This window comes from Actinoplanes oblitus, assembly GCF_030252345.1.
GTDB classification, from domain to species: domain Bacteria; phylum Actinomycetota; class Actinomycetes; order Mycobacteriales; family Micromonosporaceae; genus Actinoplanes; species Actinoplanes oblitus.
In genome coordinates this window covers 6434248-6452841 of sequence record NZ_CP126980.1, presented here as the reverse complement: position 1 = coordinate 6452841, position 18594 = coordinate 6434248, and the positions used below count along the sequence as shown (strand labels likewise).

Annotated in this window: 18 protein-coding genes; 9 read left to right on the top strand and 9 right to left on the bottom strand. The window is 72.0% G+C overall.

Annotated elements, in window-relative coordinates; all coding sequences use genetic code 11:
* Positions 1 to 2: 2 nt before the first annotated feature.
* On the bottom strand, positions 3 to 263 hold the full coding sequence (locus Actob_RS29140; RefSeq protein ID WP_185044674.1) for a hypothetical protein: 261 nt from the start codon (positions 261 to 263) through the stop codon (positions 3 to 5).
* A 978-nt stretch (positions 264 to 1241) separates the two neighbouring features.
* Entirely contained in the window at positions 1242 to 1604 is a 363-nt protein-coding gene (locus tag Actob_RS29135; protein ID WP_284915038.1) for a hypothetical protein, read from the bottom strand.
* A 623-nt stretch (positions 1605 to 2227) separates the two neighbouring features.
* Here Actob_RS29135 and Actob_RS29130 point away from each other — a divergent pair.
* Positions 2228 to 4822: an ATP-dependent Clp protease ATP-binding subunit gene (locus tag Actob_RS29130; protein WP_284922403.1), complete on the top strand. Its 2595-nt coding sequence runs from the start codon at positions 2228 to 2230 to the stop codon at positions 4820 to 4822.
* Between the two features lie 227 nt (positions 4823 to 5049).
* Here Actob_RS29130 and Actob_RS29125 read toward each other — a convergent pair whose 3' ends face one another.
* Positions 5050 to 6015, bottom strand: a complete 966-nt coding sequence (locus tag Actob_RS29125) for a LysR family transcriptional regulator (RefSeq protein WP_284915037.1) — start codon at positions 6013 to 6015, stop codon at positions 5050 to 5052.
* Positions 6016 to 6143: 128 nt separating this feature from the next.
* A complete protein-coding gene (locus tag Actob_RS29120) occupies positions 6144 to 6698 on the bottom strand; it encodes a hemerythrin domain-containing protein (protein WP_284915036.1) in 555 nt (184 codons plus the stop codon).
* Positions 6699 to 6766: 68 nt separating this feature from the next.
* Between Actob_RS29120 and Actob_RS29115 the strand changes: the two genes are divergently transcribed.
* Positions 6767 to 8074, top strand: a complete 1308-nt coding sequence (locus tag Actob_RS29115) for a M20/M25/M40 family metallo-hydrolase (RefSeq protein WP_284915035.1) — start codon at positions 6767 to 6769, stop codon at positions 8072 to 8074.
* A gap of 39 nt (positions 8075 to 8113) precedes the next feature.
* On the top strand, positions 8114 to 8785 hold the full coding sequence (locus Actob_RS29110; protein ID WP_284915034.1) for a hypothetical protein: 672 nt from the start codon (positions 8114 to 8116) through the stop codon (positions 8783 to 8785).
* A gap of 72 nt (positions 8786 to 8857) precedes the next feature.
* On the opposite strand, the gene Actob_RS29105 is transcribed toward Actob_RS29110, so the two are convergent.
* From Actob_RS29105 to Actob_RS29085, 5 genes are all read right to left on the bottom strand, one after another.
* The gene (locus Actob_RS29105) at positions 8858 to 9049 is read right to left on the bottom strand and encodes a DUF5703 family protein (protein WP_284915033.1); all 192 of its coding nucleotides are present in this window, start codon (positions 9047 to 9049) and stop codon (positions 8858 to 8860) included.
* A 5-nt stretch (positions 9050 to 9054) separates the two neighbouring features.
* Entirely contained in the window at positions 9055 to 10113 is a 1059-nt protein-coding gene (locus tag Actob_RS29100; RefSeq protein WP_284915032.1) for a hypothetical protein, read from the bottom strand.
* A 63-nt stretch (positions 10114 to 10176) separates the two neighbouring features.
* Positions 10177 to 10818: a response regulator transcription factor gene (locus Actob_RS29095; RefSeq protein ID WP_284915031.1), complete on the bottom strand. Its 642-nt coding sequence runs from the start codon at positions 10816 to 10818 to the stop codon at positions 10177 to 10179.
* Positions 10815 to 11933: a sensor histidine kinase gene (locus tag Actob_RS29090; protein ID WP_284915030.1), complete on the bottom strand. Its 1119-nt coding sequence runs from the start codon at positions 11931 to 11933 to the stop codon at positions 10815 to 10817. Before Actob_RS29090 ends, Actob_RS29095 begins: the two co-directional genes overlap by 4 nt.
* 3 nt (positions 11934 to 11936) lie before the next feature.
* Positions 11937 to 12932, bottom strand: coding sequence for an aldo/keto reductase (locus Actob_RS29085; RefSeq protein ID WP_284915029.1), 996 nt, complete (start codon positions 12930 to 12932; stop codon positions 11937 to 11939).
* A 145-nt stretch (positions 12933 to 13077) separates the two neighbouring features.
* On the opposite strand from Actob_RS29085, the gene Actob_RS29080 reads away from it, so the two are divergent.
* The 6 genes from Actob_RS29080 (at position 13078) to Actob_RS29055 (ending at position 18519) form a co-directional block, all read left to right on the top strand.
* On the top strand, positions 13078 to 14130 hold the full coding sequence (locus Actob_RS29080) for an LLM class F420-dependent oxidoreductase (RefSeq protein ID WP_284915028.1): 1053 nt from the start codon (positions 13078 to 13080) through the stop codon (positions 14128 to 14130).
* Positions 14130 to 14822 (top strand): histidine phosphatase family protein, encoded by a 693-nt coding sequence (locus Actob_RS29075; RefSeq protein ID WP_284915027.1) that lies wholly within the window; start codon positions 14130 to 14132, stop codon positions 14820 to 14822. The genes Actob_RS29080 and Actob_RS29075 overlap by 1 nt, the downstream gene beginning before the upstream one ends.
* A gap of 198 nt (positions 14823 to 15020) precedes the next feature.
* On the top strand, positions 15021 to 15623 hold the full coding sequence (locus tag Actob_RS29070) for a DUF3090 domain-containing protein (RefSeq protein WP_284915026.1): 603 nt from the start codon (positions 15021 to 15023) through the stop codon (positions 15621 to 15623).
* The gene (locus Actob_RS29065; RefSeq protein WP_407653406.1) at positions 15620 to 16435 is read left to right on the top strand and encodes an SCO1664 family protein; all 816 of its coding nucleotides are present in this window, start codon (positions 15620 to 15622) and stop codon (positions 16433 to 16435) included. The genes Actob_RS29070 and Actob_RS29065 overlap by 4 nt, the downstream gene beginning before the upstream one ends.
* A gap of 108 nt (positions 16436 to 16543) precedes the next feature.
* The gene (gene mshC, locus Actob_RS29060) at positions 16544 to 17782 is read left to right on the top strand and encodes a cysteine--1-D-myo-inosityl 2-amino-2-deoxy-alpha-D-glucopyranoside ligase (protein WP_284915025.1); all 1239 of its coding nucleotides are present in this window, start codon (positions 16544 to 16546) and stop codon (positions 17780 to 17782) included.
* A 425-nt stretch (positions 17783 to 18207) separates the two neighbouring features.
* Positions 18208 to 18519, top strand: coding sequence for a hypothetical protein (locus Actob_RS29055; protein WP_284915024.1), 312 nt, complete (start codon positions 18208 to 18210; stop codon positions 18517 to 18519).
* Positions 18520 to 18594: the final 75 nt, after the last annotated feature.

The window sequence follows — 18594 nt, the reverse complement described above, 5'->3', positions numbered from 1 at the left end:
CGTCAGAGCGTCGCCGTGTAGGTCTGGGCGGCCTCGACCGCGACCAGCGTGGCGGTCAGGCATTCCTCGAGCTGCTGGTCGGCCTGCGACAGCGACGCCTTGGCCGTGTCGACGGCGTCGTGCGCACTGCCGTCGAGCGCGGCCGCCAGACTCTGCTGCGCCTCACCGAGCTTCTCCCGAGCCGCCTGTATCGCCGCCTGCCCCTCGTTCACCTGCTGGAGCGCGGCGTCCACAGCCGCTCTGACCTCGGCGACACTGGCCACCCTTTTCGGCCTCCTGTAACTCAACCCACTTGCGACACAGCCTAACGCCCAGCCCCGGAAGCGCCTCCCGGGCCGCGCCATTTTGCCCACCACTGACACAAAAGACGCACTAGCGGTCCGACGATCGACACCGATGATCGCCCTGGTGGCGCCCACTTTCCGCGACGTCCATTGTGGATCATGCCGACTTGCGCGTCGCGGCCACCCCCCACCGAAATCGCTCGGCCGCCCCGTCCCCTCGGCGGCCGCGGCCTCGACGAGCGCACCCTACTGTCCGGGGCTGGGTCACCGCTGCGGCCTCAACCATAAAGATCAACTTCAAGATCTTCAGGTACGCGCGTCCGCTGGGGTGCGGATCGCATGCTCCCGCGCGGGCCGGGGCCGGCGATCTGGCCGCTGCGCGTCCAAAGCGATCGCCGGCCCCTTCATTGTCCGCGGCTGGTCACCGTTTCACCCAACCCCAACCCGACGCCCGTTTCGAGGGCCCGCTCCGAAGGCCCGACCTCACCGCCGACCCGGTGCCCCCACCTCACTCCCAACCCCGAACCCCCGCCTCAGCCCCGGCCCGACGCCTTGCTCCGAAGCGCCCGTTCCGGTGCCCCCGACCCCACTCCCAACCCGGAGCCCCATCCCACCCCGCAACCGGCCACCGTCGGGGGCGTTGGGGCGCTGGGCACATGGGTCTGCGTGGGGAGCGTCCTGATGGCGGCGTGGGTCCGGGGCGGCATGCGCTGCGCGGGGAGGCCCGCGGCACGCGCTGCGCGGGGCGCTTCCGGCATGCGCTGTGTGGGGAGGCCTCACGGCATGCTTGCCGGGCGCTTCCGGCATGCGCTGTGTGGGGACGTCTGCGGCATGGGCTGCGCGGGGAGGTCTGCGGCATGCGCTGCCGGGCGCTTCCGGCATGCGCTGTAGGGGTCGCCTCCGGCATGTCGATGGGGTGCGCCGGTCCAGTGCTGGGGGACCGGTGTCCGCTGCGGGTCAGCGGGGGACCGAGGACGGGCCTCGGACTTCGGCGCCCAGGGCGGTGGCTCGGGAGCGGAGGCCGCGGTCGGCGGTTATCACGACGATGGGGCGGGTGCGGTGCTCGTCGCGTACCAAAGCAATGATCTCGTCGTCGCCGGAGCCGGGGGCGCGGGCGATCCGGACGCCGGACGGGTCTTGCGGGATGTCCCGGGCCTTGCCCTCGACGACCAGGACGACCTCGATCGGGGGCGGTAGGCCGGGCAGGCCGGCGGCGGGCAGCGGGGCCAGGTTGTCGCGGAGGCGGATCGCGGCGCCGGCTCGGTCGCGCCACCAGCCGTCCGGCACCGAACCGACCACGTTCGCGCCGTCGACGATCACCAGCGGGACCGGCGCACCGGACGCCGCCGGCGCGGAGGCGGGCGAGGGCGGTTGCTCCGCGGCGGCCGCACCGGAGACCGCCGGCTCCGTGCGGGTGGGGGAGGGGCGCGGTTCGGGGGTGGCGTCCCGGGAGGGCGCCGGCTGGGTCGGGGACCGTCGCGGCTCGGTGGTGGTGTCGTGGGAGGGTGCCGGCGGGGTGGGGGAGTGTCGCGGCCTGGTGGAGGTGTGGCCGGAGGTGGCGGATCGGGACCCGGGGGCTCGCGGGTCGGGAGAGGTGATCGGCGGCGGTGTCCGGGCAGCGGATGTCGGGGGAGACTCCGGTTCGCCGGACACGGGTGGGTGTGATGTGGCTCCCTGAAACAGGGACTCCGAGGACGCGGGCACCGGTTCGGGGAGGGCGGGTTCCCGGAAGACCGGCGCCAGGGAGCCGGAGGCGGGTTCCTGGGGAGCGGACATAAGTTGAGCCTACCCCTGTCAACTTTTCGCGAGAATCGGGAATCAGGGCCTGGCCTCACGCGCTTCTAACAGGCGGCGGCGGGCGTTTGCGGCTCCCGACCGGGGGTAGGCCGGATGTCGCCGCCAGTGGAGTACCAGGAGAAGAGAGACTGATGAGCATCGGACCGTTGGGGCCGGGTGGACCCGGTCAGTGGGACGACCTGTTCGCGCGCTTCTTCGGTGCGGCGGAGCCGCGCCGGGCGGCGCAGCGGATCGACATCGCGCGATACATGAGCAACGACGCCCGGCAAGTGCTGGCCGACGCCGCCCGCAGGGCCGCCGACATCGGCGCGGGCGACGGGGTCCTGGCCGACCTGGACACCGACCACCTGCTCTGGGCCGTCCTGCAGCAGGAGCCGATGAAGCAGACCGTGCGCCGCGCCGGCGCCGACCCGCAGACCCTGCTCACCGAGCTGGACGCCCGGCTCGGTGACGACGCCAGCCGCACCGCCGCGGCGAACCGGCGCGCCGACATGGGCGCGGCCGGCCGGGAGAACGGGCGGGAGCAGGTCGCGCTGACCCCGGCTGCCAAGCGGGCGCTGCTGGACAGCCTGCAGATCTCCCGGGCGGTCGGCGCCTCGTACATCGGGCCGGAGCACATTCTGATGGCGCTCGGGCTGAACGGCGACTCGGTCGCCGGGCGGCTGCTGGCCGGCCGTCTCGACCCGCGGGCGATCCCGCACGTGGAGGCCCCGGCCGGACCGGTCGGCGGTGGCCAGGGCAGCTCCCGTGGCGGGTCGCGCGGTGGCGGCGGGCACACGCCGACGCTGGAGCAGTTCGGCGTGGACCTGACCGAGGTGGCCCGGCGCGGCGAGATCGACCCGGTGATCGGCCGGGCCGACGAGATCGAGCAGGCCGTTGAGATCCTGTCCCGGCGCACCAAGAACAACCCGGTGCTGATCGGTGAGGCGGGCGTCGGCAAGACCGCGATCGTGGAGGGCCTGGCCCAGCGGATCGTGGACGGCGACGTGCCGCTCACCCTGCAGGACAAGCGGGTGTTCCAGCTGGACCTGGCCGGCCTGGTGGCCGGCACGCGCTACCGCGGCGACTTCGAGGAGCGGCTGCGCAAGGTGATCGACGAGATCCAGGCGTCCGGGGACGAGCTGATCGTCTTCATGGACGAGATCCACACCCTGGTCGGCGCCGGTGGCGGTGGCGAGGGCGGCGGGATGGACGCCGGCAACATGCTGAAGCCGGCGCTGGCCCGCGGGCAGCTGCGGGTGATCGGCGCGACCACCCTGGACGAGTACCGCAAGCACATCGAGAAGGACGCGGCGCTGGCCCGGCGCTTCCAGCCGGTGCTGGTCGGCGAGCCGACGGTGGAGGACGCGGTGGCGATCCTGCGCGGTCTGCGGGACAACTACGAGGCGCACCACCAGGTGCGGATCACCGACGAGGCGCTGGACGCCGCGGCGGTGCTCTCCGACCGGTACATCACCGACCGGTACCTGCCGGACAAGGCGATCGACCTGATCGACCAGGCCGGCGCCCGGGTGCGGCTGCGCACCAAGATGCCGGACGCCGACCTGCGCGAGCGGGAGCGGCAGCTGGAGCAGCTGTCCCGCGACCGGGACCAGGCGGTGCACGCGGAGAACTACGAGGTCGCGTCGCAGCTGCGCGATCAGATCAACGAGCTGAAGGCGCAGATCGCCGGGGCCGGCGCGGGTGCCGACGGGGTGCCGCGGGTCACCGACGCGGACATCGCCGAGGTGGTCTCCCGGGCCACCGGCATCCCCGTCGCGCAGCTCACCGAGGCCGAGCGGGACCGCCTGCTCCGCCTGGAGCAGCACCTGCACCAGCACGTGATCGGGCAGGAGGACGCGGTCGTCGCGGTCGCCGAGGCGGTACGCCGCTCGCGCGCCGGGCTGGGTGACCCGGACCGGCCGGTGGGCAGCTTCCTGTTCCTCGGCCCGACCGGGGTCGGCAAGACCGAGCTGGCGCGCTCGCTCGCGGAGGCGCTGTTCGGTGAGCCGGACCGGATGATCCGGCTGGACATGAGCGAGTTCCAGGAGCGGCACACGGTGTCGCGGCTGGTCGGGGCGCCGCCCGGATACATCGGTTACGGCGAGGCCGGGCAGCTGACCGAGGCGGTACGGCGGCGGCCGTACAGCGTGGTGCTGCTCGACGAGATCGAGAAGGCGCACCCGGACGTGTTCAACATCCTGCTCCAGGTGCTCGACGACGGGCGGCTCACCGACAGTCAGGGCCGCACCGTCAGCTTCAAGAACGTCGTGTTGATCATGACGAGCAACCTGGGGTCGGACCTGATCAGCGGGACCACCCGCAGCGTCGGGTTCGGTGGGGCGGAGAACGGGCGCTCGCCCGACGACGACCTGCGGGATCGGCTGGACCGGCGGCTCAAGGAACAGCTGCGGCCGGAGTTCATCAACCGGATCGACGAGATCATCATCTTCCGGCAGCTGGAGACCGACCAGCTCCGGAAGATCACCGAGATGCTGCTGGAGTCGACCCGGCGCCGGCTGCACGCCCAGGACGTGCGACTGGAGATCACCACGGCGGCGGTGGATTGGCTGGCGGACAAGGGGTACCAGCCGGAGTTCGGTGCCCGGCCGCTGCGCCGGACCATCCAGCGCGAGCTGGACAACCGGCTGTCGAAGATGCTGCTCGGGGCGGACCTCGCGCCGGGCCAGACGGTCCGGGTCGACGCCCGCGACGGTGCGCTGATCTTCGACGTCGAGTCCCCGACCCTGAGCACCCGCTGACCAGGCACGCGCCGAGCGACGCGGTTCGTGGAAGGGCCCCGGACGCAGTCCGGGGCCCTTCCGGTCTTCGCTTTTCGGTGACCACCCACGGGCCGTGCAGGGTGGGCTGATCGTCATGGACGCGCAGCGGCCAGATCAGCCCGCCCGGCCCGCGCGGGAGCATGCGATCCGCACCACAGCGGACGCGCGTAACGGAAGAATTTGATCTTCGAAGGGGGTCAAGAGCGTCAGGCGGACGTGGGTGACCCGGCCGCTTGCTCGCGCATCCATTCCACGTAGCCCTCGTTGCGGGCGATCACGTCCTGGTACGCCTCGCGGGCCAGCTCCAGCACCTTCGGCGCGAACCGGGCGGCCGGCGACTCCGGGTGCCAGCCCAGCAGCAGCCGCCAGCGCAGCGGCGCCCCCTTGAGGGGCCTGGTGGTGAGCCCGGCCGGCGGGCGGAAGGTCGGCTGGCACAGCCCGATCGCGACGCCCAGCTCCACCATGTCGATGCAGGCTCGCGCGTCGGTCTCGAGGACGCGGCGGGGGGTGAAGCCGGCCCGCGCGCAGGACGCCGCGAAGCAGGTCTCGAAGCAGCCGTCGCCGGCCGCCGCGGACCACTGCTCGGAGGCCATCTCGGCCAGGTCCACCTCGGTGCCCTTGGCCTGCGGGTGGTCCTCGCGCATCAGCACGCAGACCGCGTCGACGGCGATGGTGTCCCAGACCAGGCCGTAGTCGGCCGACGGGAGCGCGTCGCCGCAGACCCCGACCTGGGCGAAGTCCAGCTTGCCGTTGAGCACCATGGTGGCCAGCTCGTCGACGTAGTACGACGCGTAGGTGGAGATCTGCGCCTCCGGCTGGTCGGCGGAGAGCCGGTGCAGCAGGTGGGCGAAGACCGGGCCGCCGATGGCGCCCATCCGGTAACGGCTGAGCTGCTGGCTGCCGCCGGCGGCCAGCCGGGCCGCCTCGTCCTGCAAGCCTTTCATGGCGGGCAGCAGGACCCGGGCGCGGGAGAGCACCAGCTCGCCGAGGGCGGTGGGCCGGGCGCCGCGCCGGTCCCGGTCGAACAGGGGGCCGCCCAGCGTACGCTCGATCCGCTGCAGTTGGGCGGTGAGCGCCGGTTGGGCCAGGCCGAGTTGTGACGCGGCCTTGGTCACGCTGCCAGTCTCCGCGATGGCGCAGACCACCTTGAGGTGCCGCAGCTCCAGGTTCATAGCGTGACGTTAGGACTAGAACGGGATCGAAGGCTAGCCCTGTGGCCGGTGGAAAGATCGGCGGTTTGTGACAAAGAAGTTAAGTAGTGGGACGTACCCTACCAAACGGTAACTAAGTAAATGTGAGTTTACAGATCGCGCGGATACGTGGGCCGGGCGGTAGCCACGTCGCGAAGCTTGTCGATGGCGCCGACCAGCGGGTCGATCACCTTGTTCCACGGCGGGGTGGCCGGCGTGCCGGGGTGCGGGCGGGTCGGCGCGGCCTCCTCGGCGGTCTCCACCCGGTTGCCCAGGCGGATCATGTCGTCGGCCGGGACCATCTGCTCCAGCAGCGGGAACAGTTCCGTGGTGTCGGCCTCGACGTGCCGGTGGATGGCGGCGATCAGCTCGTCCCGGCGGCCCTCCTTCATGAGGGTCAGCAGCGTGTGGTCCTCGGCGAGCTCGCGGTCGGCGATCCGGTCGCCGTCCGGTACCGCTTCCCGGATCGCGGGGTAGAGGTACTGCTCCTCGGCGGAGAGGTGCCGGGACAGCGTGGCGATGAGGACGGAATGAGTGCTGTCCGAGACATCCCCCGACGTCAGGTCGAGGATCTGGCGGTGCTGCTCGTTCAGGACGTCGACGACGCTGCGCCCGGAGATGGTGCCACCCACCGGCGGAAGCGGGGGAAGATTCACGTCAGCCATGAGCCCGCCGTTACCCGCAACCCGTCTCCGGGCAAACCCGGGTGACAGCCAGCTGGTAAGAAGGGCGGATGAACACCTCCGCCGTGGACGAGGTCACCGCCCTCTGCCAGGACCTGTTGCGCATCGACACCACCAACACCGGAGACCCGCGGACCACCGTGGGCGAGCGGGCCGCCGCCGAGTACGTCGCGGAGAAACTCGCCGACGCGGGCATCGAGTCGCGCCTGCTGGAGTCGGCCCCGAAACGCGCCAACCTGGTCGCCCGGATCCCCGGCGCCGACCGGTCGCGCGGCGCCCTGCTGGTCCACGGCCACCTCGACGTCGTCCCGGCCGACCCGAGCGAGTGGTCGGTCGGCCCGTTCTCCGGGGAGATCAAGGACGGCTACCTGTGGGGCCGTGGCGCCGTCGACATGAAGGACTTCGACGCCATGGTGCTGGCCGTGGTGCGCGAGTGGCAGCGGATCGGGTACACCCCGCCCCGGGACATCGTGCTGGCGTACACCGCCGACGAGGAGGCCGGGATGGAGTACGGCTCGCAGTGGCTGGTGCAGAACCACCCGGGCGAGTTCGAGGGCTGCACCGAGGCGATCGGCGAGGTCGGCGGCTACTCCTACACGGTCAACGACGACCTGCGACTCTACCTGGTGCAGACCGCCGAGAAGGGGCTCGACTGGCTGAAGCTGCACGCGTACGGGCGGCCCGGGCACGGCTCGTTCATCCACGACGACAACGCGGTCACCGCGCTGGCCGAGGCGGTCGCCGCGGTCGGCCGGCACCGCTTCCCGGTGGTCGTCACGCCGACCGTGCGGGCGTTCCTCGAGCAGGTCAGCGAGGCGCTGCGGATCGACCTGGACCCGGACGACCCCGAACTGGCGATTTCCAAGCTCGGCCCGATCGCCAACCTGATCGGCGCGACCATCCGCAACACCGCCAACCCGACCCGGCTCGAGGCCGGGTACAAGGACAACGTGATCCCGGGTAAGGCGTCGGCCACCATCGACTGCCGCACCCTGCCCGGCCAGGCGGAGTCGTTCCTGGCCGAGCTGCGGGACATCATCGGGCCGGATGTGGAGATCGAGCACGTGCACCGGCAGCCGGCGGTGGAGACGGAGTTCGGCGGGCCGCTGGTGGACGCGATGGCGGCGGCGCTGCGCGCGGAGGACCCGGGGGCGCGTACCGTGCCGTACCTGATGTCCGGTGGAACGGACGCCAAGGCGTTCAGCACTCTGGGCATCCGATGCTTCGGGTTCGCCCCGTTGCAACTTCCGCCCGACCTGAACTTCGCCGCCCTGTTCCACGGCATCGACGAGCGAGTGCCGGTGGAGGGGCTAAAGTTCGGCGTGCGTGTGCTCGACCGACTGCTCCGAAACAGCTAGATGCTCCGACAGCTAAATGTGGAAGGACCCCCAGACAACATGAGCGACCAGAACGCGGAGCTCGACGCCGCCCTCGAACGGGTGGTGGAGGCGGCGCGGGCCCACCTCGCGGCCGTGAAGGCGGCGGCCGGCCGTATCGACGACGACGACGTGTGGCAGGCCTACGTCGACCTGAACAACGCGTCGTTCGCGTACGACGAGAAACTTCTCGACGCGTACGGCGAGGTCACCCCGTGGGATGTCGAGTCGATCGACCCGGACGAGGCGGACCAGCGCTTCCTCGCCGCGGAGGCCGGCGACGGCACCGGCGCGGGTGACGCGTACCCGCAGGTGATCTCGGTCCGGCAGCGCCGGGACTACCGGGTGCCCAGCGTGTCCGCCCTGCTGCGGGTCGCCGAGAACGCGCGTCGCGGCTCGGTGCCCGAGGAGGAGGAGGCCGGCCCGGTCGAGTCGGTCGGCGAGGCGGTGCTGGAGCTGCTCCAGGCCGGCGACGGCTCACTCGCGTCGCTGGACGTGCCCGAGCTGGAGCCGCTCGACGGCCTGCTCACGGTGACCGAGGTGGAGGAGCCCCTGGACCTGGAGGCCTTCGACGACGCGGACGGGTCCGGCCCGTTCGCCCCGGCCGAGGGTGACCAGCTGGTGGGCAGGCTCGACGAGCACCCGTTCCTCCCCGACGACGAGGAAGACCACGCCGGGCACAACCACGGCTGACGGCCTCGCTCCGCTCGGCGGCATCGCGCCCCTGCCGTGACTGAGAAAGCCCGCTCGAAGGAGCGGGCTTTCTCAGTAACTCAGGCCGGGCTGCGGGGTGGGCTGGACCCGGCGGCGGAGCATCACCTTGCGGGTGCCGTCCGCGAAGAGTTGGACCCTGGCCAGCTCCCAGCCGGAGAACTCGGCCTGGATGGCGAGCTGCGCCGCGGCGGTCAGACGATCGACATTCGAAGGCAACCGGAGCGGCGCGTATTCGTAGTCCATGCGATCTAATATGCTCCCGCCCGCGATCCCGGCACCAGTCCCGCCGGTGAATCGACTCCCTGGTCACCATCCTCGCAGGGGGGCCTGCGGCGCAGGTGGTAACCATAGGCGGCCAGCCCCAGCGCGACCGACCACAGCGGCCAGAGCAGCATCGGCAGCACCGCCGCCCGGTCCTCGCCGGTGAAGAGCTTCGCCGAGCCGTCTCCGGTGAACAGCGAGACCGACGCGGACATCACGAAGATCGCGACCAGGCCGGCCGGGATCGTCGCGAGCCGGATCGGCACCCGCCAGCCGAACAGCACCTCGCCCCACCGCCGGGTCAGGCCGATCGTCAGCACCGAGCCGACCAGCGCGAACGACGCCAGCCCGACACCCGCCCAGACCAGCCCGGTGCGGTGCATGTCGGCCAGGAACGCCGGCGAGATACCGAGCGGGATGCCCAGGCCCCAGGCGATCCGGACGGCGGCGTACAGGGCCGGGATCACCGCCGCGACGTAGGCCGCCACCCGGCCCCACCGCCGGGCCGCTTCCGGTTCGGTCCAGCCGCCGCCCACGGCCGTCCGGCCACAGGATTCACAAGCGTTTTCGGTACGCCGCAGCCAGCGCACCACCGCACGCGCGATCAGCACGCCGCCGGCGATCGCGATGACCTCGTTGGCCAGCGCCCAGGTGAAGATCGCGCCGTAGTCGACGGGTGGCCAGCCGAACGGCAGCCCGCCGATCAGCATCGGCAGGTACCCGGCGAACGTCAGCGCCCGCACGTCCACCACCACGAACAGCAGCGCCGCCACGACCAGCCACAGGTACCCGGCCAGCGCGATCCGGGTGAACCGGCTCGGCCGATCGGTTCCGGCCATGGCGAGCAGGGCGAGCGCCGTGGCGAGCAGCACCCCGGCGAACAGCGGGGCGCCGACGCTCGCGTCCAGGGCGCGCAGCGGGCTGGCCGAGTTGCGCGGGTCGCCCGGCCCGAACGGGAAGCCGTGCCCGGTGACCGCCCAGCCCAGCGCGAGTGTTCCGTAGCCGGCGGCCCATCCGGCCGCCACCTTCTGTGCCGTGTTCGTCATGCTCTTACGCTCGCTCGCGCGCGCCCCGGGGAGATCCCCGCGGCGAGGGTTCCGGCTCCCTCCTCAGGGGGAGATGAACCCCGACTTGTACGCCATGACAACCGCTTGGGTACGGTCGCGCACCCCGAGTTTGCCCAGCACGTTCCCGACGTGCGTCTTGATCGTCTCGACGCCGAGCACCAGTTGCTCGGCGATCTCCGCGTTCGACAGCCCGTCCGCCATCAGGGCCAGCACCTCGGCCTCCCGCGCGGTCAGCCCGGCGCCGTCCAGGTGCCCGTCCGGCCGGGCGTAGGCGGCGGCCAGGTTCTTGATGGCGGCCGGGAACAGCAGCGAGTCGCCGCGGGCGACCACCCGGACCGCCTCCACGATCTGCTCCGGGCGGGCGCGCTTGAGCAGGAAGCCGCTGGCCCCCGCCTGGAGTGCCTGGTACACGTACTCGTCGTTGGCGAAGGTGGTCACCACCAGCACCTTCGGGGGATCGGCCGGGAACTTGGCGAGGAGCAGGCGGGTGGCCTGGATCCCGTCCAGGCGCGGCATGCGTACGTCCATCAGCACCACGTCGGGCCGCAGGCGGAGCGCGGCCGGAACCACCTCGCTGCCATCCCCGGCCTCGCCGGCGACGGTGAGGTCCGGCTGGGCGCCGAGGATCGCGCGCAGCCCGGCCCGGACCAGCTCGTCGTCGTCCACGATCAGCACGTCGATCATTTCGGCAGCCTCGCCACGAGCCGCCAGTTCTCGCCGTCCGGGCCGGCCTGGAGCGAGCCGCCGAGCAGGTGCACCCGTTCCCGCATGCCCTCGATCCCGTGGCCGCCGCTGCGGCGCGGTGGCACGGCGACCCGCCGGTTGCTCACCTCGATCAACAAGTCCTCCTCCTGACGGATCCGCAAGGTGACCGGCCCGGCGCCGTGCCGGGCGGCGTTGGTGAGCGACTCCTGGACGATCCGGTACGCCTCCCGGGACACCCGCGGCGACACGTCCACCTCGGCCAGGTCCGCCTCGACCTGGTCGGTGAGCAGCCGGTCCAGGTCGGCCAGGGTCGGCGTGGCGTGGTGCTCGGCGGTCGCGTCGCGCAGGATGCCGAGCACCGCGTCCAGTTCGCCGGCGGCGGACCGGCCGGTCTCCTCGATGGCGGTCAGCGCCCGCAGCGCGAACGCCGGGTCGCTGGCGAACACCGCGCGGGCCGCCCCGGCCTGCAGGGTCATCGCGGTCAGCGCGTGCCCGACCGAGTCGTGCAGCTCGCGGGCCAGCCGGTTGCGCTCGGCGAGCAGCCGCTCGCGTTCCCGCTGCGACGGGCCGAGCAGCACCGGCGCCATGGTCACCGCCAGCGAGCCGAGCCCGGCGATCGTGTAGATGGCGCCGGCCAGGATCAGCGGCGCGGCGGCCAGCCACCACCAGCTGCCCCGGCCCGGTGTCAGCGCCTCGCCGCCGGCCATCGCGAGGATGCCCACCGGCAGGACGATCAGCAGCACCGCGCCGATCGCCACCCCGGTGAGCAGGTGCAGTCCGAACCAGAGCGCCGCCCGCAGCCGCGTCTCGCGTTCCATCCGGTGGCCGCGGTCGTGGCCGGGCAGGTCGACGCCGAGCAGCGAGCGGACGGCGGCGATCTCCAGCTCCCGGGTGCCGCCCAGGAACGGCGGGATCAGCGCGATCGCCGCCGCCGCCAGCGCGGCCGGCACGTTGTTCGCCCAGTTGCCGGGCTCGGCGGTGATCGCCCGGACGAGCAGTCCGGTGCCGAGTGTGTAGGGCAGCGCCAGCACCGCGCCGAGCAGCAGGAACACCGCACGCCGGTAGGTGACGGCACTGGCCAGCGGGCGCAGCATCGGCTAGCCGGATCCGTGCGGGTCGCCGGTGCCCTCGCGCTCCGGATAGCCGACGTCGATCGCCGACACGTCGTCCAGTGCGCGGGCGATCTCGGCGGGCAGGGTCAGGTCCTCGCTGCGCAGGGCGCCCTGCAGCTGGCCGGCGGTGCGCGCGCCGAGGATCGCGGCGGCCACCCCGGGCCGGTCCCGGATCCAGGCCAGCGCCACCTCCAGGGGCGACACCCCGAGGCCGCCGGCCGCGGTGACCACCGCCTCGACGATGCTGGAGCTGCGTGGCTCCAGATAGGTCTGCACGAACGGCGCGTAGTGCTCGGAGGCGGCCCGCGAGTCGAGCGGGCGGCCGTTGCGGTACTTGCCGGTGAGCACCCCGCGGCCGAGCGGGGACCAGGCCAGCACGCCGAAGCCGAGCGCCGCCGCGGCCGGCAGCAGTTCCCGTTCGATCCCGCGCTCCACCAGCGAGTACTCCATCTGGGCGGCGACGATCGGGGCGCGGGTGGGATAGGCCGACTGCCAGGTGGCGGCCCGGGCGGTCTGCCAGGCGGCGAAGTTGGACACGCCGACGTAGCGCACCCGGCCGCTGTTCACCGCGTGGTCGAGAGCGGACAGCGTCTCCTCGAACGGGGTGTGCCCGTCGTAGCCGTGCACCTGCCACAGGTCGACGTAGTCGGTGCCGAGGCGGCGCAGCGAGGCGTCCAGCGACCGCAGCAGGTTGCCCCGCGAGCCGTCCCGGGGGCGCCAGCCGTGCGGGGTCAGCCCGGCCTTGGTGGCGATCACCACCTCGTCGCGCGGGACCAGGTGGTCGAGCAGCGAGCCGATCACCGCCTCGGCGTCGCCGTTACCGTAGACGTCGGCGGTGTCCAGCAGGGTGCCGCCGGCCTCGAGGAAGAGCTTCATCTGCTCGGCCGCGTCGTCGGGGTCGGTGTCCCGTCCCCAGGTCATGGTGCCGAGGGCGAGCCGCGAGACCGCTAGCCCGCTTCGGCCGAGCGGTCGCTGATGCATGAGTGAACCTTATTCAGACTCCGCCGCCAAAGAAATCCTCCAGCACGTCAGGGCGCGTCGGTTACCGGACGGAAACGTGACCGCCGGTAGTCAGTAGGCTTGCGGGCGGACCATCAAGATCTCGGTTCTCCCGGAGGGCAGGGCAGTGCGGCTCGGACTCAGTCTCGGTTACCAGACGGCGTGGAGCACGCCCGCCGATCATCTCGCCATGGCGCAGGAGGCGGACCGGCTCGGCTACTCGGTGGTCTGGGCCGCCGAGGCGTACGGATCGGACACGGTCAGCATGCTGGCCTGGATCGCCGGCCAGACGGAGCGGATCGACATCGGCTCGGCGGTGCTGCAGATCCCGGCCCGCACCCCGGCGATGACCGCGATGACGGCGGCCACCCTGGACACCCTTTCCGGCAGCCGGTTCCGGCTCGGCCTGGGCGTCTCCGGCCCGCAGGTCTCGGAGGGCTGGCACGGCGTCAAGTTCGCCAAGCCGCTCGCCCGGACCAGGGAGTACGTCGACATCGTCACGATGGCGCTGCGCCGCGACCGGGTGCAGTACGACGGCGAGCACTACCAGCTGCCGCTGCCCGGCGGCGCCGGCAAGGCGATCAAGCTGGGCTTCCACCCGCCACGTACCCACATCCCGATCTACCTGGCCGCGGTCGGGCCGAAGAACCTGGAGCTGGCCGGCGAGATCGCGGACGGCTGGCTGGCCATCTTCTTCGCCCCGGACGCCGCCGACGAGCAGCTGCGGCACATCGCGGCCGGCCGGGCCAAGCACGGTCACGGGCTGGCCGGCTTCGACGTGGCGCCCAGCGTCCCGGTGGTCGTCGGCGACGACATCGCGGCCTGCGCGAACGTGGTCCGGTGGTACGCGGCGCTCTACATCGGCGGGATGGGCAGCCGGGAGCAGAACTTCTACAACCAGCTCGCGGTCCGGATGGGTTACGCCGAGGAGGCTGCCCGGGTGCAGGACCTCTACCTGAACAAGCAGGTGGCCGAGGCGGCCGAGGCGGTGCCGCAGGAGTTCATCGAGCGCACCTCGATCATCGGCAACAAGAAGCAGATCACCAAGCGGATCCGGGAGTACGCGGCGGCCGGCGTCGGCACGCTGTCGATCAGCCCGTACGTCGGCGACCTGCAGTCCGGCATCGACACCCTGCGTGTGGTCGCCGAGGCGTACGAAGACGCCGGCGTGGCCCGCTAGTGGCCACCGTCCTGCTCCTGCGGCACGGCCGGACCACCGCGAACGCCACCGGTGAGCTGGCCGGCCGCCGCCCGGTGGAGCTCGACGAGACCGGGCGCGACCAGGCCGCCCGGGTCGCCGACCGGCTGCTCGGCGTGCCGCTGGCGGCGGTGGTGTCCAGCCCGTTGATCCGTTGCCGGCAGACCGTCGAGCTGGCCCTGCCCGGCGTCAGCCCGGTCATCGACGACGGCCTGATCGAGTGCGGGTACGGCGAGTGGGAGGGCCGCCCGCTCAAGGAGCTCGCCAAGGAGCCGCTCTGGCCGGTGGTGCAGCAGCACCCCAGCGCTGTCACCTTCCCGGCCGGCGAGTCGATGGCCGGCATGTCGGCGCGGGCGATCGCCAGCATCCGGACCTGGGACGAGCGCGTCACCGCCGAGCACGGGCCGGAGGCGCTCTGGCTGGCGTGCAGCCACGGCGATGTGATCAAAGCCATCGTGGCCGACGCCATGGGACTGCACCTCGACCAGTTCCAGCGGATCGTGGCCGACCCGGCATCGATCACCGTGATTCGGTACACGCCGACGCGGCCGTTCCTGGTGCGGGTCAACGACACGGGTGAGCTGGCGTCGCTCGTACCGAAGAAATCCGATGGGGAAAGGCCCGCCGAGCAGAGCGACGCGGCCGTCGGCGGTGGCGCCGGCGGCGGCATCTGACAACCCTCCGTGGTCGGGCCATCGTCGCAGCGTGTGCCCTATTGCGCCCTCGGCGAACCCGCCTGTTCGGGCCGCGCGATCGGGGCGGGAGATGGATAGGGTTAGGGACATGACCGCCTGCGCCGAGCGGCACTACGCCGCACCCACCAGCAACCCTGCAGGCGAGGGCCGGAAGGGCATGTCGAAGGGGGGCACCGCATGACCCACCAGGTGCACGCCTTCGAGCCGCCCGAGCGGTTCGTCGCCGGGACGGTGGGCGAGCCCGGGGATCGGACGTTCTACCTCCAGGCGCGCGGCGGTGGCCGGGTGGTCAGCGTCGCCCTGGAAAAAGTCCAGGTGTCGCTGCTCGCCGAGAAACTCGAAGAGTTGCTGCTGGAGGCGAACAAGCGGTTCGGGGTCACGCTGCCGGAGGCGCCGCTGCTCGCCGTGCACGACAACGAGCCGCTGGACACCCCGGTCGACGAGGAGTTCCGGGTCGGCACCCTGGGCCTGGCCTTCGACGTGGACACCGCCACCGTGGTGATCGAGGCGATCGAGGCCGGTGAGCCCGAGGTCGAGCTGGGTGGCGACCCGCTCGCCGACGATGACGACGAGGCCGGCGACGACGATGACGACGAGGACGAGGAGCCGGACGACGACCTGGACCGGCTTCGCGTCCGGCTGACCCCCGAGGCGACCCGGGCGTTCATCGACCGGGCCCGCCGGGTGGTGGCCGCCGGCCGGCCGCCGTGCCCGCTCTGCGGCCAGCCGCTCGACCCGTCCGGTCACCTCTGCCCCCGGCACAACGGTTATCACCGGTGACAGCCGAGCCGACCGAGGTGCTCGCCGAGGCTGACGCCCTCGAGTTGCTCGAGAGCGGCCGGATCGAGATCGAGGGTCGCCTGGTCGACGCCTCGAACACCACGCTGCGCGCCGAGATCAGCCTGAACGGGCTGACCCGCCGGTGTGTGTACAAACCCGTGCGCGGCGAGCGCCCGCTCTGGGACTTCCCGGACGGCACGCTCGCCGGCCGTGAGGTCTCGGCCTACCTGGTGTCCCGGGCGACCGGCTGGGGGCTGGTCCCGCCGACCATCCTGCGGGACGGGCCGCTCGGTCCCGGCGCCCTGCAGCTGTGGATCGACGAGCCGGAGGCGGCCGAGGGGCTGATCGGCTTCGTCCCGGCGTACGACGTGCCGCAGGGCTGGTTTCCGGTGGCGGCGGCGCGGGACGACGACGGTGACGCGTACGCGCTGGCGCACGCCGACGACCCGCGGCTGGCCCGGCTCGCGATCTTCGACGCGGTGATCAACAACGCCGATCGTAAGGGTGGGCACGTGCTCTACCCGTCCTCCGGGGCGATCCACGGCGTCGACCACGGCGTCAGCTTCCACGTGGAGAACAAACTGCGCACCGTGCTCTGGGGCTGGACCGGGAAACCGCTCTTCGACGAGGCGATCGGGGTGCTCACCCGGCTCGGTGCCGAGCTGGGCGGGTCGCTCGGAGAGGCACTGGAGGAGCACCTCACGGTCACCGAGGTGCAGCACCTCGCGCTCCGGGTGAAACGGCTGCTGCGGGCCGGCCGGTTTCCGAAACCGCCCACCGACTGGCCGGCGATTCCCTGGCCGCCGATCTAGTCCCGCCCGGTCGTCTGCCGCCGGCGGCGGTTATTCCCGGGAGGCCGATCCAGAGGTTTAGGTCACGCCCGGCGGCGTCCGTCAGAGGGGGCTGGATAGGCTCCGGGCATGGATGCTTGGACCGGGCATGACGTGCCGACTCTGCCGGGGGACGCCCCCACGCTGAAGCTCTTCGATTCGGCCCGGCGGTCGGTGCATCCGGTCACACCGGGGGAGACCGCGACCATGTATGTCTGCGGCATCACCCCCTACGACGCGACCCACCTCGGCCACGCCGCCACCATGATCGCCTTCGACCTGGTCAACCGGTTGTGGCGCGACGCCCGGCACACCGTCACCTATGTGCAGAACGTGACCGACATCGACGACCCGCTGCTGGAGCGCGCCCAGCGCGACGGCGAGGACTGGGTGGTCCTGGCGATGCGCGAGACGGCGCTGTTCCGCGAGGACATGGAGGCCCTGCGGATCATCCCGCCGGCGCACTACGTCGGTGCCGTCGAGTCCATCCCGGCGATCGCCGCCCACGTGAGCGACCTCGTCGCCAAGGGCGCCGCCTACCGTCTGGAGGACGGCACCGGTGACGTCTATTTCGACATCACCGCCGCGCCGGACTGGGGCTACGAGTCGAACCTCAGCCGCGAGGAGATGACCAGGCTCTCCGCCGAGCGCGGCGGCGACCCCGACCGTGCGGGCAAGCGCGACCCGCTCGACCCGCTGCTGTGGCGCGGCGCCCGCGACGGCGAGCCGACGTGGGACGGCGGCGACCTCGGCCCCGGCCGGCCCGGGTGGCACATCGAGTGCGCGACCATCGCGCTCGGCCTGCTCGGCGACACCATCGACGTGCAGGGCGGTGGCAGCGACCTGCTCTACCCGCACCACGAGTGCTCGGCGGCGCACGCCGAGGTGCTCACCGGCGCCGCCCCGTTCGCCTCGCACTACGTGCACGCCGGCATGATCGGCCTGGACGGCGAGAAGATGTCGAAATCCAAGGGCAACCTGGTCTTCGTGTCCCGGCTGCGGGGCGACGGGGTGGACCCGATGGCGGTCCGGCTCGGGCTGCTGTCCGGTCACTACCGCGCCGACCGGGACTGGACCGACGAGGTGCGCAAGGCGGGGGAGCAGCGCCTGGCCCGCTGGCGGGAGGCGGCCGCCGCGCCGTCCGGGCCGTCCGGCGCCGGGCTGCTCGACGCGGTCCGCGAGGCGCTGACCAACGACCTGGACGCGCCGGCGGCGCTGGCCGTGGTGGACGCGTGGGCGGACGCCGTCCTGTCCGGTGCCGGGGATGACACGTCGGCGCCGGCGCTCATGGCGCGGACGGTGGACGCGTTGCTCGGAGTACGCCTCTAGGACTGTGGTGGTTCTCGGCGGGTCCGGCTTCGTCCCGGGCTCGCCGGAAGCGCCCGTCGCGCGGCTCGTTTCTCCCACCGGGATTGCTTTCCTTCCGGGGCCGGCGGCCGCATTCCTTGCGTGGTTCGCTTCTTCGCTGCCGTGTGTGCGCGCGGTTGGTGCCTTCTCGGGGCCCGTCCGACCTTGCGGGCGGGCCTTCGCCGTTCTCGGTAGCCCTTGAATGCGGGCTTGGTGGACCGCTGGAGAACGCATTCCCCGCGCGGGCAGTGGGAGCCCCTCACGGACCCTAGACCCGGTTTCCCCGGCTCTGCAGCCATTTCCGGAAATAGTGCACTTTGCGCTGGTATTTGCCTGAAATACGTGCATTCGCCTCGCCGCCGCGACATGCTTTCGGAGGTCAAACCAAACGTCCGAAAGGAACCATCATGCGTCGTCCGGCTCTGTACCTTGCCGGTCTGTTCCTGGCTACCGGCGCGAGCCTTGCGCTGGCCGCCCCCGCCTCCGCGGCCGGCTCCCACTGCAAGCACAACCACGGCTCCGCCGCTTCCGTCTCCTCGTACGGTCACGCGTACGCCTACGACGACGACGAGCCCGATGTCATCGTTGTCCGCGACCGCGGCTACCGCAGCGGCTGGGACGACAGCATCGGCAACACCTACTCGAACTCGCGCGTCAACCAGCTCGGTCTGTTCAACGTGAACGTCGGGCCGTTCACCGACGGCGGGTTCGGTTTCTGAGATAGGAACCTCCGGGATCACGCTCACGCGCTGATCCAGCATCCGCTCCAGACCCGAGGCGCCAACCGGCTCCTC

What these genes read in the sequence shown, in the direction of transcription:
- Actob_RS29090 (WP_284915030.1), bottom strand. Translation starts at nt 11,933, where the DNA reads ATGCTGCGCCCGCTGGCCAGTGCCGTCACCTACCGGCGTGCGGTGTTC.
- mshC (WP_284915025.1), top strand. Translation starts at nt 16,544, where the DNA reads ATGGATGCTTGGACCGGGCATGACGTGCCGACTCTGCCGGGGGACGCC.
- Actob_RS29110 (WP_284915034.1), top strand. Translation starts at nt 8,114, where the DNA reads ATGAGCGACCAGAACGCGGAGCTCGACGCCGCCCTCGAACGGGTGGTG.
- Actob_RS29085 (WP_284915029.1), bottom strand. Translation starts at nt 12,932, where the DNA reads ATGCATCAGCGACCGCTCGGCCGAAGCGGGCTAGCGGTCTCGCGGCTC.
- Actob_RS29125 (WP_284915037.1), bottom strand. Translation starts at nt 6,015, where the DNA reads ATGAACCTGGAGCTGCGGCACCTCAAGGTGGTCTGCGCCATCGCGGAG.
- Actob_RS29105 (WP_284915033.1), bottom strand. Translation starts at nt 9,049, where the DNA reads ATGGACTACGAATACGCGCCGCTCCGGTTGCCTTCGAATGTCGATCGT.
- Actob_RS29100 (WP_284915032.1), bottom strand. Translation starts at nt 10,113, where the DNA reads ATGACGAACACGGCACAGAAGGTGGCGGCCGGATGGGCCGCCGGCTAC.
- Actob_RS29055 (WP_284915024.1), top strand. Translation starts at nt 18,208, where the DNA reads ATGCGTCGTCCGGCTCTGTACCTTGCCGGTCTGTTCCTGGCTACCGGC.
- Actob_RS29120 (WP_284915036.1), bottom strand. Translation starts at nt 6,698, where the DNA reads ATGGCTGACGTGAATCTTCCCCCGCTTCCGCCGGTGGGTGGCACCATC.
- Actob_RS29070 (WP_284915026.1), top strand. Translation starts at nt 15,021, where the DNA reads ATGACCCACCAGGTGCACGCCTTCGAGCCGCCCGAGCGGTTCGTCGCC.
- Actob_RS29095 (WP_284915031.1), bottom strand. Translation starts at nt 10,818, where the DNA reads ATGATCGACGTGCTGATCGTGGACGACGACGAGCTGGTCCGGGCCGGG.
- Actob_RS29115 (WP_284915035.1), top strand. Translation starts at nt 6,767, where the DNA reads ATGAACACCTCCGCCGTGGACGAGGTCACCGCCCTCTGCCAGGACCTG.